The sequence below is a fragment of the Mycoplasmatota bacterium genome, from assembly GCA_018394295.1.
In the GTDB taxonomy this organism is placed as follows: domain Bacteria; phylum Bacillota_I; class Bacilli_A; order Haloplasmatales; family Haloplasmataceae; genus JAENYC01.
Genome location: CP074573.1, coordinates 2,640,020 through 2,655,746, shown reverse-complemented (window position 1 = coordinate 2,655,746; position 15,727 = coordinate 2,640,020). Strand labels below are relative to the sequence as shown.

At 28.2% G+C, this 15,727-nt stretch carries 15 protein-coding genes; 12 read left to right on the top strand and 3 right to left on the bottom strand.

All coding sequences use genetic code 11. From position 1 onward, the window contains the following. Nucleotide 1 precedes the first annotated feature (1 nt). From KHQ81_12375 to KHQ81_12355, 5 genes are all read left to right on the top strand, one after another. Nucleotides 2–703 (top strand): hypothetical protein, encoded by a 702-nt coding sequence (locus tag KHQ81_12375; protein ID QVK17634.1) that lies wholly within the window; start codon nucleotides 2–4, stop codon nucleotides 701–703. Then, nucleotides 696–1,706 (top strand): ABC transporter ATP-binding protein, encoded by a 1,011-nt coding sequence (locus KHQ81_12370; GenBank protein QVK17633.1) that lies wholly within the window; start codon nucleotides 696–698, stop codon nucleotides 1,704–1,706. The genes KHQ81_12375 and KHQ81_12370 overlap by 8 nt, the downstream gene beginning before the upstream one ends. 20 nt (nucleotides 1,707–1,726) lie before the next feature. Continuing rightward, the gene (locus KHQ81_12365; GenBank protein ID QVK17632.1) at nucleotides 1,727–1,969 is read left to right on the top strand and encodes a hypothetical protein; all 243 of its coding nucleotides are present in this window, start codon (nucleotides 1,727–1,729) and stop codon (nucleotides 1,967–1,969) included. 156 nt (nucleotides 1,970–2,125) lie between these two features. Beyond that, nucleotides 2,126–3,775 (top strand): hydroxylamine reductase, encoded by a 1,650-nt coding sequence (gene hcp / locus KHQ81_12360; protein QVK17631.1) that lies wholly within the window; start codon nucleotides 2,126–2,128, stop codon nucleotides 3,773–3,775. A gap of 268 nt (nucleotides 3,776–4,043) precedes the next feature. Then, on the top strand, nucleotides 4,044–5,063 hold the full coding sequence (locus KHQ81_12355; GenBank protein QVK17630.1) for a beta-lactamase family protein: 1,020 nt from the start codon (nucleotides 4,044–4,046) through the stop codon (nucleotides 5,061–5,063). A gap of 245 nt (nucleotides 5,064–5,308) precedes the next feature. On the opposite strand, the gene KHQ81_12350 is transcribed toward KHQ81_12355, so the two are convergent. Beyond that, complete coding sequence (locus KHQ81_12350; protein ID QVK17629.1) at nucleotides 5,309–5,740, bottom strand: GNAT family N-acetyltransferase; 432 nt, start codon at nucleotides 5,738–5,740, stop codon at nucleotides 5,309–5,311. 537 nt (nucleotides 5,741–6,277) lie between these two features. Then, nucleotides 6,278–7,192: an alpha/beta hydrolase gene (locus tag KHQ81_12345; protein QVK17628.1), complete on the bottom strand. Its 915-nt coding sequence runs from the start codon at nucleotides 7,190–7,192 to the stop codon at nucleotides 6,278–6,280. Nucleotides 7,193–7,636: 444 nt separating this feature from the next. On the opposite strand from KHQ81_12345, the gene KHQ81_12340 reads away from it, so the two are divergent. Then, nucleotides 7,637–9,475, top strand: a complete 1,839-nt coding sequence (locus KHQ81_12340; protein QVK17627.1) for a hypothetical protein — start codon at nucleotides 7,637–7,639, stop codon at nucleotides 9,473–9,475. Nucleotides 9,476–9,613: 138 nt separating this feature from the next. Continuing rightward, a complete protein-coding gene (locus KHQ81_12335) occupies nucleotides 9,614–9,877 on the top strand; it encodes a hypothetical protein (protein QVK17626.1) in 264 nt (87 codons plus the stop codon). A gap of 114 nt (nucleotides 9,878–9,991) precedes the next feature. Here KHQ81_12335 and KHQ81_12330 read toward each other — a convergent pair whose 3' ends face one another. Beyond that, on the bottom strand, nucleotides 9,992–10,699 hold the full coding sequence (locus tag KHQ81_12330; protein QVK17625.1) for a FadR family transcriptional regulator: 708 nt from the start codon (nucleotides 10,697–10,699) through the stop codon (nucleotides 9,992–9,994). A gap of 552 nt (nucleotides 10,700–11,251) precedes the next feature. Between KHQ81_12330 and KHQ81_12325 the strand changes: the two genes are divergently transcribed. The 5 genes from KHQ81_12325 (at nucleotide 11,252) to KHQ81_12305 (ending at nucleotide 15,695) form a co-directional block, all read left to right on the top strand. Further along, on the top strand, nucleotides 11,252–12,175 hold the full coding sequence (locus KHQ81_12325) for a hypothetical protein (GenBank protein ID QVK17624.1): 924 nt from the start codon (nucleotides 11,252–11,254) through the stop codon (nucleotides 12,173–12,175). A gap of 194 nt (nucleotides 12,176–12,369) precedes the next feature. Beyond that, nucleotides 12,370–12,918: a ribonuclease gene (locus KHQ81_12320; protein ID QVK19634.1), complete on the top strand. Its 549-nt coding sequence runs from the start codon at nucleotides 12,370–12,372 to the stop codon at nucleotides 12,916–12,918. Nucleotides 12,919–12,920: 2 nt separating this feature from the next. Further along, nucleotides 12,921–13,187: a barstar family protein gene (locus KHQ81_12315; protein ID QVK17623.1), complete on the top strand. Its 267-nt coding sequence runs from the start codon at nucleotides 12,921–12,923 to the stop codon at nucleotides 13,185–13,187. Nucleotides 13,188–13,624: 437 nt separating this feature from the next. Beyond that, nucleotides 13,625–14,206, top strand: coding sequence for a nitroreductase family protein (locus tag KHQ81_12310; protein ID QVK17622.1), 582 nt, complete (start codon nucleotides 13,625–13,627; stop codon nucleotides 14,204–14,206). A gap of 187 nt (nucleotides 14,207–14,393) precedes the next feature. Then, a complete protein-coding gene (locus KHQ81_12305; protein ID QVK17621.1) occupies nucleotides 14,394–15,695 on the top strand; it encodes a D-serine ammonia-lyase in 1,302 nt (433 codons plus the stop codon). The last annotated feature ends 32 nt before the right edge of the window (nucleotides 15,696–15,727 follow it).

The window sequence follows — 15,727 nt, the reverse complement described above, 5'->3', positions numbered from 1 at the left end:
GATGAATTTAGTAACGATATCAGGTCCTCCTTCATCTGGGAAGACTTCTGTCATATTAAAAACGATAGAAGCGATTAAAAAGAGAGGATTATCAGTAGGGGTAGTTAAATTTGATTGTTTATATACAGATGATGATATTCTATATGAAAAAGCAAAAGTACCTGTAAAAAAAGGATTATCAGGTTCATTATGTCCAGACCACTATTTTGCAAGTAATATTGAAGAAGTTGTAAGATGGGGAAAAAAGGAAAAATTAGATTTACTGATCACTGAAAGTGCAGGATTATGTAATCGATGCTCTCCTTATATGAAAGGGATTAAAGCAATCTGTGTAATTGATAACTTAAGTGGTATAAATACACCTAAAAAAATAGGACCCATGTTAAAAACAGCTGATATAATCGTAATCACAAAAGGGGATATTGTATCGCAAGCTGAGAGAGAGGTTTTTGCATCTCGTGTAAATTCAGTCAATCCTAAAGCTATAATTATTTTTGTAAATGGACTGACAGGGCAAGGAGCCTTTGAACTAAGTACACTTGTTTATGACATCGAGGCGAGTATTGAAACCGTAAAAGGAAGGGAATTAAAATTCCCAATGCCATCAGCTTTATGCTCATACTGTTTAGGAGAGACAAGAATTGGTGAAGAATATCAGATGGGGAATGTAAGAAAAATGAAAATCGGTGATGACAATGATTAATATAAAAGAATTAGAAACAAAAAAAATCAGTTATTTAGAGAAGAAATACCCATTTATATTATCATTTTTTGAAAATAATCAATTAGATGTAAATGGTTATGAAGAATATACGTTCTTAGATTACTTAAATAAATTTACAGAAGAAGATAGGGAAGAGTGGGCAATAGACATAGAAAAGATTAAATCTGATTTAGTTGAGTATATTAATCAAATGCTTGAGTTTTTAGGATTAGATAAAGATAAAGTAGAATCAATAACGATTGTTTCTGGTAAAGATAAATATGGGAATAAAGAGAATATTGATCAATTAACCATTAACAAAAGTGAGATTATATCCATAGTCGGTCCTACAGGTTCTGGAAAAAGTAGATTACTCGCAGATATAGAATGGGCAGCAAATAAAGATACACCCACTGAAAGAACAATCTTAATTAACGGAGATTTGCCTGATAAAAGCATTCGCTTTTCAACAAGTAATAAATTGGTCGCGCAATTGTCGCAAAACATGAATTTTGTGATGGATTTAACCGTGAAGGAATTTCTAGAATTACATGCTAAAAGTAGAATGATTGATAATGAAGAAGAAGTGATTAGAAAAATAATCGAAGCAGCCAATGAATTAGCAGGTGAAAAGTTTAATTTAGATACACCTATTACTGGTTTAAGTGGTGGTCAATCAAGAGCTTTAATGATTGCAGATACGGCCATATTAAGTAAATCACCAATTGTTTTAATAGATGAAATTGAAAATGCTGGAATTGATAGAAAAAGAGCATTAAATCTTCTTGTAAATGAAGAGAAAATTGTCTTAATGGCAACACATGATCCGAGTTTAGCACTTATGGCAGATAAAAGGATTGTCATAAAAAATGGTGGAATCTATAAAGTGATAGAAACCGATGATGAAGAAAAAAGCATATTGTTAGAATTAGAGAAAATGGATCAAGTGTATAACTCGATGAGAACAAAACTAAGAAAAGGCGAAATATTAAAAAGTGAATAAAAGAATAGAGGTGAATGAATATGCATGAAGGATGTAGTGGAAAATTTCAGAATGGAAAACAAATAGTAGATAAAGTTAGAGCAATGGGGTTTTCAAATCAATATCTGCCGATGGCTTTCTCAATTACATGTGTAGACTGTGGAAATACTTTTGAAATGAGTACATTTGAGGATAAGTGTCCACAGTGTAATATGGTTTATGGGGTAACACCTTGTCATGCTTTTGACCCAGATAATGTCAAAGCAGCTGGAAATAATTATTAAATATCATTTCTTGTACCATAGGATACTGAAATTTGATTTAGAAAGATATATTATCTAATTGAAAATTATAATTTAAATATTTTTATAAAAATTAAGAATTGCTTGCTAAATATAAGCATATGTCTTAATGTAAATAAATATATAGGAGGAATTTAAATGAGTATGTTATGTTATCAATGCCAAGAAACGGCAAAAGGGACCGGGTGTACTATTAAAGGGGTCTGTGGAAAAACAGAAGACGTTTCAAACTTACAAGATTTAATGATTTATGTATTAAAAGGAATGGCTATTCTTCAAAAAATAGGATTAGAGAATGGTATTAGATTTCCTAAAGCGAATCATGTTATGTTGAATGGATTATTCATGACGATAACGAATGCTAACTTTGATGAAATAGCTATTATCGAAAAAATTAAAGAAGTATTATCACTTAGGGAAGAAATAAAAGAAGAATTAAAAGAGAAAGGAATATCTTTAGGAGAATTACATGATGCAGCCATCTTTGTAGCGGAAACTGAATCAGAAATTTATGCCAAGTCAGATTCTATTGAAGTAGGCATATTAGCTACTGAAAATGAAGATGTACGTTCATTAAGAGAATTAATTACTTATGGAATTAAAGGAATGGCAGCTTATGCTGAACATGCAGTTGCTCTAGGAAAAGAAAGTGAAGCAATCTATAATTTTATCGTAAAAGCCTTAGTTGCTACATTAGATGATACTTTAAGTGGAGAAGATCTAGTGGCACTTACTTTAGAAACAGGTAAATATGGTGTAGATACGATGGCGTTGCTAGATGAAGCTAATACAAAAACATATGGAAACCCTGAAATAACTGAAGTAAATATTGGGGTTAGAAATAATCCAGCAATATTAATATCAGGACATGATTTGAAAGACTTAGAAGAGTTATTAGAACAGACAAAGGGTACAGGTGTAGATGTTTATACACATGGTGAAATGTTACCTGCTCATTATTATCCATTCTTTAAGCAATATTCTAATTTTGTTGGTAATTATGGTAATGCTTGGTGGAAACAAAATGAAGAATTTGAAACCTTTAATGGACCAATATTATTTACAACAAACTGTATTGTACCACCAAGAGAAAGCTATAAGAATAGAGTTTATACTACAGGAGCTACAGGTTATCCAGGATTTAAGTATATTAAAGATAGAGTAGATGGAAAACAAAAAGACTTTAGTGATATTATAAAACATGCTAAGCAGTTACCTTCTCCTAAAGAAATTGAAAATGGTAAAATTGTTGGTGGTTTTGCTCATGCACAAGTATTTGCCTTAGCGGATAAAGTAGTTGAAGCAGTTAAATCAGGTGCGATTAAAAAATTCTTTGTGATGGCAGGCTGCGATGGAAGAATGAAATCAAGAAGTTATTATACAGAGTTCGCTGAAAAATTACCAAAAGATACGGTAATATTAACGGCAGGATGTGCTAAATATCGTTATAATAAACTTGATTTAGGTGATATAGGTGGAATTCCTAGAGTTCTAGATGCAGGACAATGTAATGACTCTTATTCTCTAGCTGTAATCGCGTTAAAATTGAAAGAAATATTTGAATTGAATGATGTAAATGAACTTCCTATTGTATATAATATTGCGTGGTATGAGCAAAAAGCAGTAATTGTACTTCTAGCGTTACTTTACTTAGGAGTAAAAAATATTCACCTAGGACCTACATTACCTGCATTCTTATCACCAAATGTAGCCAAAGTATTAGTCGATAATTTTGGAATAGCAGGTATAGGTACGGTTGATGAAGATTTAAAAATGTTCTTAGGATAGATTTATTTGTATGTAGTATAAAGGTCTAATCAGTAATGATATTATACCTTTTAAATACATTATTAAATAGATAAGTGGTACTGCATAAGAGGGTCCAAAATCTGAGACTATCTACCACTATGTAATAAAGAGTAATTACTAGGGTATAAGAATATATATTATAATTGGTTGATTATACTAAAAAAACAATAGTAAAGACTGACATACAGTTGTCAGTCTTTATTTTATATAATCTATTATATAATAAAAAAGTAGGGAGAGATATTTAATGGATAAACATAAAGAAATAAATGAATATTTTAAGGAACTTGAAGAAAAAAAAGAGTTCAGTGGAACAGTTCTAGTTGGTCAAGGTGACCATGTTATCTTAAAAGAAAGTTATGGGATGGCAAACCATGATTTTGATATACCAAACAAATTAGATACTAAATTTTGTATAGCTTCTATAACTAAATCAATCACTGCAATGGCAATCATGCTATTAGCCCAAGATAATAAACTAGATCTGAATGATACAATAAACAAGTATGTTGTAGATTATCCTAATAGTAATAAGATTACAATACATCAGTTATTAACTCATACAGCAGGTTTAGCACCATTATATAAAGATCCTGAATATTTTATTTACACTAAAGATAAACATTCCTTAAATGATTATATAAATAAATTTAAATATAAACCTCTAGTTAATGAGCCCGGAGAAAAGTTTGAATACTCTAATATGGGATATAGTTTATTAAGTTATATAATTGAGAAGGTTTCTAATAAGACTTATGAAGATTTTATTAAAGAAGCTATTTTTAAAAAGCTTTCTATGATGAGTACAGGATGTTTTAAAAATGAAAAGATTCTAAAAAATAAGGCTAATGGCTACTCAATGGTAAATGGAAATATGATCAATTGTACAATGAAAGATTTTTCTGTATTCAATGGGGCGGGTAACATATATTCTACTGTAGAGGATCTGACTATATGGTTGAGAGCGTTGATGAAAGGTCAAATTTTAACTGAAATTTACAATGAAAAATTGTTAAAAGAATATGGTCAAGTTTATGAAGATTTCTATTATGGTTATGGGAAAATTATGTTAAAGAAAAATAATAAGATTGAGTATTTTTATCAAGATGGAGGTCTACCTGGATTTAAATCAGTATATTTAGTTTACCCAGATAAAGGTGTTTCGGTAATCTTATTAAGTAACTATGACTTCATTAACTTAACTAGTATAATAAACAAAATAGAAGAGATTGCTTTTCAGTGTTCTCCAACATTTAAACTAGATTAAATTGAGTAAGCAAAGAAACTTAAAATCACTAAAAGTTGATGTCAAGAAATAGTCATTAGTTTTATCAATCTTAAGATGACAAATATATACCCTAAAAAATAAAATTCTCAAGTATTATATATCGAGGATTTCATTTTTATTCTTAAGTTTTGTCCAACCGTTTCTGCTCATTCATTTAAAAAGTTTAGAGATGTTTTGGTTTATAAAGTCTAATATTAATCTCTATTGGTTCGTTTTTAGTTTTACTAAAACTCCTTGTATAAGTATTTTATGTCTTGGATAACCGACCATCCGATGGAATTCCAAAACTCTTTTGAACCAGGATTATTAATATTAATAAACAAGAATCCTGTGGTTATACCAATACTTTTTAATTTTTCTAAAGAACGCTGCTCCATCCTTCTTCCTATACCTTTATTTCGGTATTCCTTATAAACTGCTGTATGATAAATAGAACCTCTTCTACCATCATGTCCACACATTAATGCACCAACTATTTTTCCATCCTGTGTACATGCTACAGAACTCAAATTAGGATTTCTGTTTAGATATTTTATTAGAATTTCTTTAGTATCAAAATTTGATGAAAACCCTGAATTAAAAGATATCATCCATAATTTAAGGGCTTCTTCTAAATCAGATTCTTCCATTGCACGGATGATAATTTCATCTGTCAACTGAATCACCTCGCTTTTCTATTTATATTAAAATTGTTAATGAGACCTTAATCTACGATTATAAATCATCGTTACACTTCCTTAAAACATAATTTAAATATTATGTTGATTAACTATGTATTAATTATATCAGTTATTTCGATGTTTTTCTAGTTGGTGTCTATGTAGATGTTCCATAAAAAACTTTATAACTTTTATTAGAATGTTTTTGTAAAAATATAACTTCGCAAAAAAACCCTAAGAATTTCGTAATATTTTTAAATAGCTAAATAGAATATTTAAAAACAGAGTACTTAACTAGTATTGGATATTGCAAGTAAAAATCAATATCCTGCGATTTGCTTGTCGGTAGTATCAGGAAATAGTGTAGAATATTTTAATCATAAATTAGGATTTCTAAGTGGTGTTCCAACCTCACAACTGAAATTAGAGTTATAAAATAAAATATTTATCAAATTATCAATGTATAATAAATGCATTACCTAATAAAAAAGTTTAGGTAATGCATTTTTAATACATTAAATTATTTAATTGTTTTTATTGTAAAACATCATCTAGAAACTCATTAACGATTTTTTCATATTGTACTTTATCAGTTTCTAGTGAAAGTGCGTGTGCAGCACCTTTAGCAATATATAGTTTCTTTTTACCCTTTTTTGCATTATACATATCTTCACTCATAAAAGTAGGAACAAAAGTATCTTTATCACCATGAATAAATAATATTGGAAGATCTGAATCTTTAATTACATCTATAGGACTTATATCTTTAAATCTAAACTTAGCTCTTACTTTAGCTTTTAATGTCACTCTGTTAAGAATTGGGAAAGATGGTAGTTTAGTTGCTTTTTTAATTTGATACTTCATAAGTTCAATCATATTTGAAAAACCACAATCAGCGATAATAAAATCAACATGTTTATTTATTCCTGCATATTGTAATACAGTAGCAGCTCCCATAGACTCTCCATGAAGGCCTATAATACTATCAGCACCATTTTTATCAACTACCCAATTCACCCATAAATCTAAATCTTGTTTCTCATAAAATCCAAAAGTTGAATACTTTCCTTCACTCATACCATGTCTTCTTTGATCATACATAAGAACATTAAATCCCCGATCATAAAACATTCTCATATATTTAATGGAAGTAGTTATACTTACTGTTATCCCGTGAACAATAATTATTGTTTTATTGGAATTACTATCATTTTTGATATAAATTCCTCTTTGATTTAAACCATCTTCTGTTTTAAACCATATTTCTTCTTTTTCAAATTTATTATAGAAGTCTTCATTTAGTAACCCACTATTAATCTCATAATCTAATAGTTTTTTTTCGTTGTATAACTTTCTAGTTATAACTTGAGAAAGAAGATATTCGCAGATAATTTCAAAAAGCACTACTATTACTAATACAATTATTAAAATTATTTCTAAAGTTGTCATCTAATTCCTCCTCTTTAACATTAAAAATTTATAAAATAAAATTTCCCTTTCTTAAAAAAATATTAACTATAAATAAGTATAATATATTTATTCACAAATATGCATGATATGTATAAAGATTATACTAAAAACATTAAATAAATGCAATTTGTTATATGGTATTTAAGATAAATGAAGGTCCTTAAGTAGAATATATGATATCTTCTGAAAGATAAGCTTAAAAAACAAATTAAATTTTAGATTGTTAGATGTGTTATTATTTAAATTCTATATTCAGGTTTTTAAAAGAGTAACCAAGTAAGTATTTGACCTGAAATAATAAACATGATAATATCTAAATATATGGTTAAATATGGAATAATTCGAAGGGGATAGTACTATTTAGTAAAGAAAATCATTGATTAGTATTGAGGAAATTAACATTTTTAAAGAGGGAGAAATAGTATGATGTTAAATAAAAATGATAAAGCTGAAAAATATTTAAAAGAAGCCAAATCAAGTTTATATCAGTTAAATTTAAGTGAATCAATTCGGTTAACTGAAGAGGCAATAAATAATGACAAGGGGTTAACAGAGGCATATCGTTATCTATCTCATTTATTATTTTATTTTGAGAAAGACTACTCGAGAGCTCATGAGATTATTGATAAAGCAATTGAAACTTCAAATAATGAGTATCAAAGTTATGGGATAAAGGGAGATATTTATTATGATGAGAAAAAGTTTAATGAAGCTATAGAATGTTATAAAAAAGCTTTAGAACAACTAACTTCATTAGATTCAGAATTGCTCGCAAAAATTGGCGATTGTTATTTAAACTTAGATGATAATAAGGAATGTAGGAACTATTACGAGAAAGCAATTGAAGTGGATCCTTTATGTATACAGGCCATTAGAAAACTAAGAGTTATTTGTGTTAAAAATGGAGATTACATGAAAGCTTTTGAGTTATGGAAAATGGATAATTTAATTGACGATGAAGAAAAAGTTGTAGGAACGATTGAACAAAATTATAAGAATATAAGAACAGTAACTAAAGATATTATTGCTAATGATTTAGATTGTGTAAAACTAATACAACTCGGAGATAGTTATTATAAAGCATCTTTATATGAAGATGCGCTTATTGTGTATCAGAAAATAGTAGAAATGGAGTCTACTCAATCTGATGTTCAAAATAGAATTATAATTATTCAAGATTTTTTAAAGATTATAGAAGAGTTTAAGGTTACTATTACAAAAATATACAATTCTATTATACATGGAGAGAAAAGAAATATAAAAAATCACCAACAAATGCTTTATAGTATATTACTTAAACTAAGTCAACATTTTAAAGAACTGAATAAATTACCTGATAAACTAAATAAAAAATCATGGAAAAAGATTTGCAAATTCTATTTAAAAGAATTTAATTTACACATAAATAATTTTTTCGCAAAAAATCATTTATATGGAACCTATACAGCTTTTGTAGTTAATACACAAAATTTATGTGTAAATTATTGGAATAAAAAAGGAAAACTTCAGTGTATTGAATTGGGTATAGATATAGATCAAACTTATACCACTTGGGCATGGGAATATTTTAAAAGTGGAACTGGTGGCTGGGTAAGTCCAAATATGAAAAACACAATATATTATGTGTCTGATCGATACAAATCAATTAATAGAAATTGGAAAGCAATTACTGATAAAGGTATATCTAAAATATGGAAGGAAGCTGCAAATAAAGATTTATCATATGATTTGTATCCTGTTGATAAGGTGTTTTATTCCGAAGGGTTAAATTATCGCTTTAAATTGAAGTTTATTAATAAAATTTATGATGAGGCCATAAACAAATTTGACTGTGAATCAGATCAGATAAAATATTTCTATAGTAGATTTTATAAAAGTATCTATCAAGTATCTATCGTTTCTCATGAAGGACAGCACACAATAGATCTGAAGAATATATTATCTATGATAAAAATAGGTATCTATGCTTGGGTTAAACATGTAGGTGGAATTTCATCTGCTCTTGAATATAAAGCAAAATTAACTGAATTACATTATGGAAAAGTTCCTTTTTATTCTTTACATGCCTTAATGTCACAAGACATAAATAGTCCTTCACCTCACGGAAAAGCAAATACACTAATATTTAAGCGAATGGTAAATTATATTCAAAATAATTCCCATGAATTTTCACAAATTGATGTATCGAAGAATATTTTACTACAATTAGATAAACTTGAACTAAATCAAATACGTATGATTTCAAAGTCAATTTTTAAATAAGTAGTAAATATAAAATATCATATAGTTCTTAGTTTATGATTGAGGTGATTTAACGTGAAAAAAGGTATTTTAAGATGGACTGCCCGTATAATAACTTCAATATCAATCACATTTTATTAATTTATGATTATTGGGGAAATGATATGTAGTATAGAATCTATTGAGCCTATTGAACCTGTTGGAATAATAGTGTGTAGTTTTGCAGTTATATTATTACTTAGTATTATATGTACCTGGTATAAAGAAAGAATTGGTGGGTATATTTTAACGATTTGTTCCGTTTTTTATGCGGTATTTATATATATAACTGCTGGATCTAATAAGATTTTAGCTTCTGTATTAATTAGTTTTCCCTTTCTCTTATCTGGTATATTATTTATTCTAGCAAGTAGAGATGAATAATATCTAATTAAATCTTAAAATCATATGTAAATTGAATAAATAAATTAGAAAATCCCTAAAATTTTTGTGGCTAAAATTTAGGGATTTTTGTTGTTATATTTATTACTCAATGAATTATTCAAAATAATTTTTTTCTAATCTTTTAATTCCAGTACTTATCAAATTATACATGGCTTCTTTAGCTTTAACCCGGTCTTTTGCTTTAATCATGTTAATGATAACTTTAATTTGGTCAGTAGTTTCTTCAACTTTAAAATATTTAAAGATTGTAGCTGTTAAAACAACACTAATATTTTCAAAGGCATTATGTACTAATGGATAGATATAGTTACCTGTTGCACAAAGAACAGCATGGTGAAAATCAAATATTAATTGTGAAATTTCTTCATATGATCCTCCATTAAGCATTTTTTCATATAGAGCTTCCATTAATTCGATATCTTGTTCTGTTCGGTTTAATGCAGCTAGATAGGCGCCTTCTCCTTCATTAATCATTCTAAATTCCATCAAGGAATAGAAAGTTTTTTTATCAAATTTTCCTCCATTATAATTAATAATAGACATGAGGATTTCTAATCTTCCATTTCTAATATAATCAGCTACATATACACCTTGTCGAGGTACGATAACAATAAAGCCTTTTTTTTCTAATTCATTAAGACCAAGATTGACAATCGTTCTACTAATTTTCATTTGATTTGCCAATTCTCTTTCTGTAGGAAGCTTCTCTCCTATTTTTAGTTCTCCAGATAATATTGTATTTTCTATCGCTTTAATAAATAACTCTTTCATAGATGGTGCAACAATTTCATTGAATTTCATAATATCCCTCTTTTCGTTTTTGGTTAAACCAAATACCAATAATATTATATAGTGTTTCATTCTGGATTTCAAGTGAATATATAAATAAAAGATACTTTTTTTATATTCAGATAATTTAAGATATAACATTGTTAATTCTATTAAAAGTTTAAATATATATGGATAATAATAAATTAGGAAAAATCAAGTTAATAGTAATTAAATATTTGTATACTGGTTTATTGCATTTCTTTTAATAATATGTTAAAATTTTCACGAAGTTACCTGGTCAAACCAAGTGTTTATTTGTTGTGACTTTTGCTCAAGACAAGATACTCAAAACAAACAAGGCTGACCAATAGAGTTAAGTGGTTAAGTATAAGTATAAAATGATTGATTATATTGAATAAATAATTAAGGTTTAATGTAGAACTGTTAGATGCAATTAGTGCCGTATTAAACTTATTAGTAGTACGTGATTATGCCATGAGTGGTATAAGATATACCCATTTATGTAAGCTTATTCAATAAGTGATTGGGAATAATAATTTTAATAACATTTAGGAGGTAAATATGTTTTTCTTTGAAAACTATACTTTGGAAGCAGTTTTAACAATCATTGGATTAATTTTATTACTTCTACTTGTAAATGAAATAACAAGAAGAAGTAAGTGGGCAGCTATTTGTTGCTATATTATAGCACCAATAGTACTAACTATATTTTTATGGCCTAAATCAGCAGGAGCTGGTACATCAGGCGGATATTGGTTCGCATGGGTAAAAACATACTCAGCGTTAGCTGGTGTTATCGGTTTTATGGCAATTAGATACATAAAACGAGTTGGGAATAATAAATACGCATTGTATTTTCCCTTTGCCATTCTTACGATAAATATTATTGAAGCTATTTTCCGTGATATTGAAGTATTTTCAATCCATGGTGAGATTCAAAACGGGATATTTCTACAAGGTGGTCCTTGGAATATTATTAATGCAATTGCTGGTATTTTCCTTGTATTATCACTAACAGGTTGGGCTGGCATTAGAATTGCCAAAACAAAATCAAAAGATATGATTTGGGCAGATCAATTATGGTTTTGGATTATTGCTTATGATTTATGGAATATTGCTTATTGTTATAATTGTATCTCAAATAGAGCAATGTATGCTGGTGTTGTTATTCTTGTTGCTTGTACTGTTGCTGAAATATTCAAAAGAGGTGCTTGGTTACAACATAGAGCAATGACACTTGCCTTATGGGCGATGTTCTCTTTATCTTATAGTTATGCTGATGATAAATTATTATTTGGTGTAACATCAACCCATAACACTAATGCCTTATTAGTTTTAAGTGTTTTAGCGCTTATTGCGAATGTTTCTATGTTTGGATATCAAGTATATAAGATGATTAAAACTAAGCGAAATCCTATTATAGAAGATTTGAATATCGATTTGAAAGCTTATCAAAAGAATTTATCTGCTAATGGATTAGTATAATAAAATGATATAAGTAAAGATATCAATCATTAGGGTGCTATCATTATATAGCCCCCTTTAAAATATGATTAGACATTATATGAACTTTCTTAAGAAAATAAGGATTATTTGCGATTTAATTTGATAAAATATGCTATAATAAATAGCACACAAATTATCACAAAAAAGGATGCGGAAGAATGATGAAGAAATTAATGTACTTGTTAACTGTGTTGCTATCAATAACATTATTTGGGTGTACAAAAAATGTTTGTCCTAGTACGACTCAAACAATTAAGACAACAACAACGGAACAAATTAACGAGACAACAACAGAAAATTCACAAATTACGGAAACAACTACAACTACTACAGAAGAAATAGAAACAACCACGACAACTAATGATCCAGTCATTGATGAGGATGGATACTTTACTTCTAAAGATGACGTCGCTCTATACCTATACACATATGGAGTACTTCCTAATAATTTTATTACTAAAGATGAAGCAAAAGATTTAGGTTGGGTATCTAGTAAAGGAAATCTATGGGATGTAACTGATCATAAAAGTATTGGTGGCGATCGCTTTTATAATAGAGAAGGATTACTTCCAAAGGCTAGTGGTAGATATTATTTTGAGTGTGATATTGATTATAATGGTGGCTATAGAGGAGCTAGGAGAATAGTGTTCTCTAACGATGGATTAATCTTCTTTACTGCTGACCACTATGACTCTTTCACTTTACTTTATGGGAATGATTAATAATGATTATTGAATTAGATGGAAATGAATTAACCACTAAAAACAAGTTTCATGATTATTTAAAACATAATATCTCATTACCTGATTATTATGGTAATAATTTAGATGCTTTGTGGGACATATTATGTAGTTATAGTGAAAAATTACATATAATTATATACAATAAAAAGCAATTAATAAAAAATTTAGGTGACTATGGTAATTCTATTATTGAGTTATTTGAAGACGCTGTAAATGAAAATAATAATATTAGTTTTGAGTATAAATAAAACATTTCTTATTAAAAAGGTATAAAAATCTATTATGATTTTTATACCTTTTATTAATTGATATGAAAGAATTATTTTAAGTAATTACCTATTTTTAATTATATAATTGACAATTATTAAAAATATTGTTAAAATTTCTATGTGTAATAATATGATTATGAAAGGTGGAATGTCGTCCGACAACTTAGTACTATATTATCGCATAGTATAAGTCGTATGGAGATGTAAGCTAAAATCATTATTTAAATAATTTAGTGTGACTGATAAGTAATATCAGTTTATTTGGCATGCTATTTATTAGGATATGGTTTTATATTTACTCTCATGGCGAATTTTCTAACCTTTTTATGGTATAAGTCGTAGAGTAAGTCTTCGGCTTTTTTATTTTGTATTATAATCATGTTATTACATTAATTAAAAGAGAAAGGGTGTAAATTATGTTATTAGATTTATTAAGAAAAAGAACAAGTATAAGAAACTTTACAGGTGGGGATATAAAAGATGAGATTATTGATTATATTCTTGAAGCAGGAAGATTATCTCCTTCTGGTGGTAATGAACAACCATGGAAATTTGGTGTGATAACAGATAAAAATTTAATAAAGAAAATTTCAGAGATAGCTTATCATCAGAAATGGATTGAATCTGCCAGCTTTTTAATAGTTCTTTGTACATGTATTATTGAAGCTGAGTGTGGAGGAAGAGATATTCAAAAATCACGTTTTCCAGAGCTTTCTAAAACAATTGACAGCATGAATAATGAGATATATTCATGTTTAAATTTAGAGGAGCATCAGACTAAAATTCCCGGGACACATATGGTCCTTGCTGCATTAGAACATGGAATAACTTCAACATGGGTTTCCTATTTTGATGTTAATAAAGTCTCGTCATTATTAAATTTGCCTAAATCTATTATTGCTTCTGAAATAATTGTTTTTGGATATCCTATCAAAAAGAAAGAACCTTTAATTAAAAAAAATATAGAAGAAATTGTTTTTTATAATAAATTTAAGTAGATTTCTAGAAATCAATATTAAAATTATGACTAATTTCCTCAATAATAATTAAGAAAATTATAAGAGTAATTATAATTATGATATAATATTTAAGAATAATTTATTAAATAAAGTTGTATTTGTATATTAAATTAAGAAGGATACCTAGGTAATAAACCTAAATCAATTAGGATTAACGGAGGTTGATATGAATTATTCTAAAAAATATCCATTATTAAAATCTATTAGTGATTTAAAAGAAATACTGTGGATAAATCCTAACTATCAACCATATGATGAAGCAAACAAACGGATTGAACTCACTTATTTTGATGTATTGGACGCAGAATCAAGACTTAACCGATTTTCATCCTATATAATGAGTGTTTATCCTGAAACAAAAAATAATAATGGATTAATTGAATCTGAAATTAAAACCATTCCTAATATGAAAAATACTTTAAAGGATAATTATCATCAGGAAATTCAAGGAAGCTTATTTCTTAAATGTGATCATAACCTTCCTATCTCAGGGTCCATTAAAGCAAGAGGTGGAATTTATGAAGTACTAAAACATGCAGAACAATTAGCGATTGATAATAACTTATTAACAATTCATGATGATTACTCAATAATGAATAGTTCAAAATTTAAATCATTTTTCAGTCAATATTCAATTGCGGTGGGTTCAACCGGGAATCTAGGATTAAGTATTGGTATTATTGGTTCGCAATTAGGCTTTAAAGTAATTGTCCACATGTCAAAGGACGCTAAAGAGTGGAAAAAAGAATTATTAAGAAATCTAGGGGTTAAAGTTATTGAATATGAGGCTGATTATAGTGAAGCAGTAAAAGCAGGAAGAAAACTATCAGAAAATAATCCGTATATGCATTTTATTGATGATGAGAATTCTAAAGATTTATTTTTAGGATATTCTGTCGCTGCTTTAAGATTAAAGAAGCAATTAGATAAGTCGAATATTAAAGTTGATAAGGACCATCCACTTTTTGTCTATCTTCCATGTGGAGTAGGAGGAGGACCAGGGGGTGTGACGTTTGGTTTGAAATTAATATTTAAAGACAATGTTCATTGTTTTTTTGCTGAACCTACGCATTCACCTTGTATGTTACTTGGATTAATGACAGGAATGCATGATTTAATATCTGTTGGTGATTTCGGAATTGATAATAAAACCGATGCTGATGGATTAGCGGTTGGGAAACCATCAGGTTTTGTTGGAAAAACCCTTGAGAATCTAATTAGTGGCGTTTATACTGTTTCTGATGAATCTTTATATCATCTATTAAAACTGATGGTGGATTTAGAGGATATTAAATTAGAACCTTCAGCACTAGCTGGTATTCCACTAATATTTAATACAGAAGAATATAAGAACTATTTAATGAAAAATGATTTAAAAGATAAAATGAAACAAAGTACTCACCTATCATGGGCCACCGGTGGGAGCATGGTACCTGAAAGCGTTATGAAAGATTACTATAATAAATAATCTAAATTAGTCTACACATTTAATTACGTGTA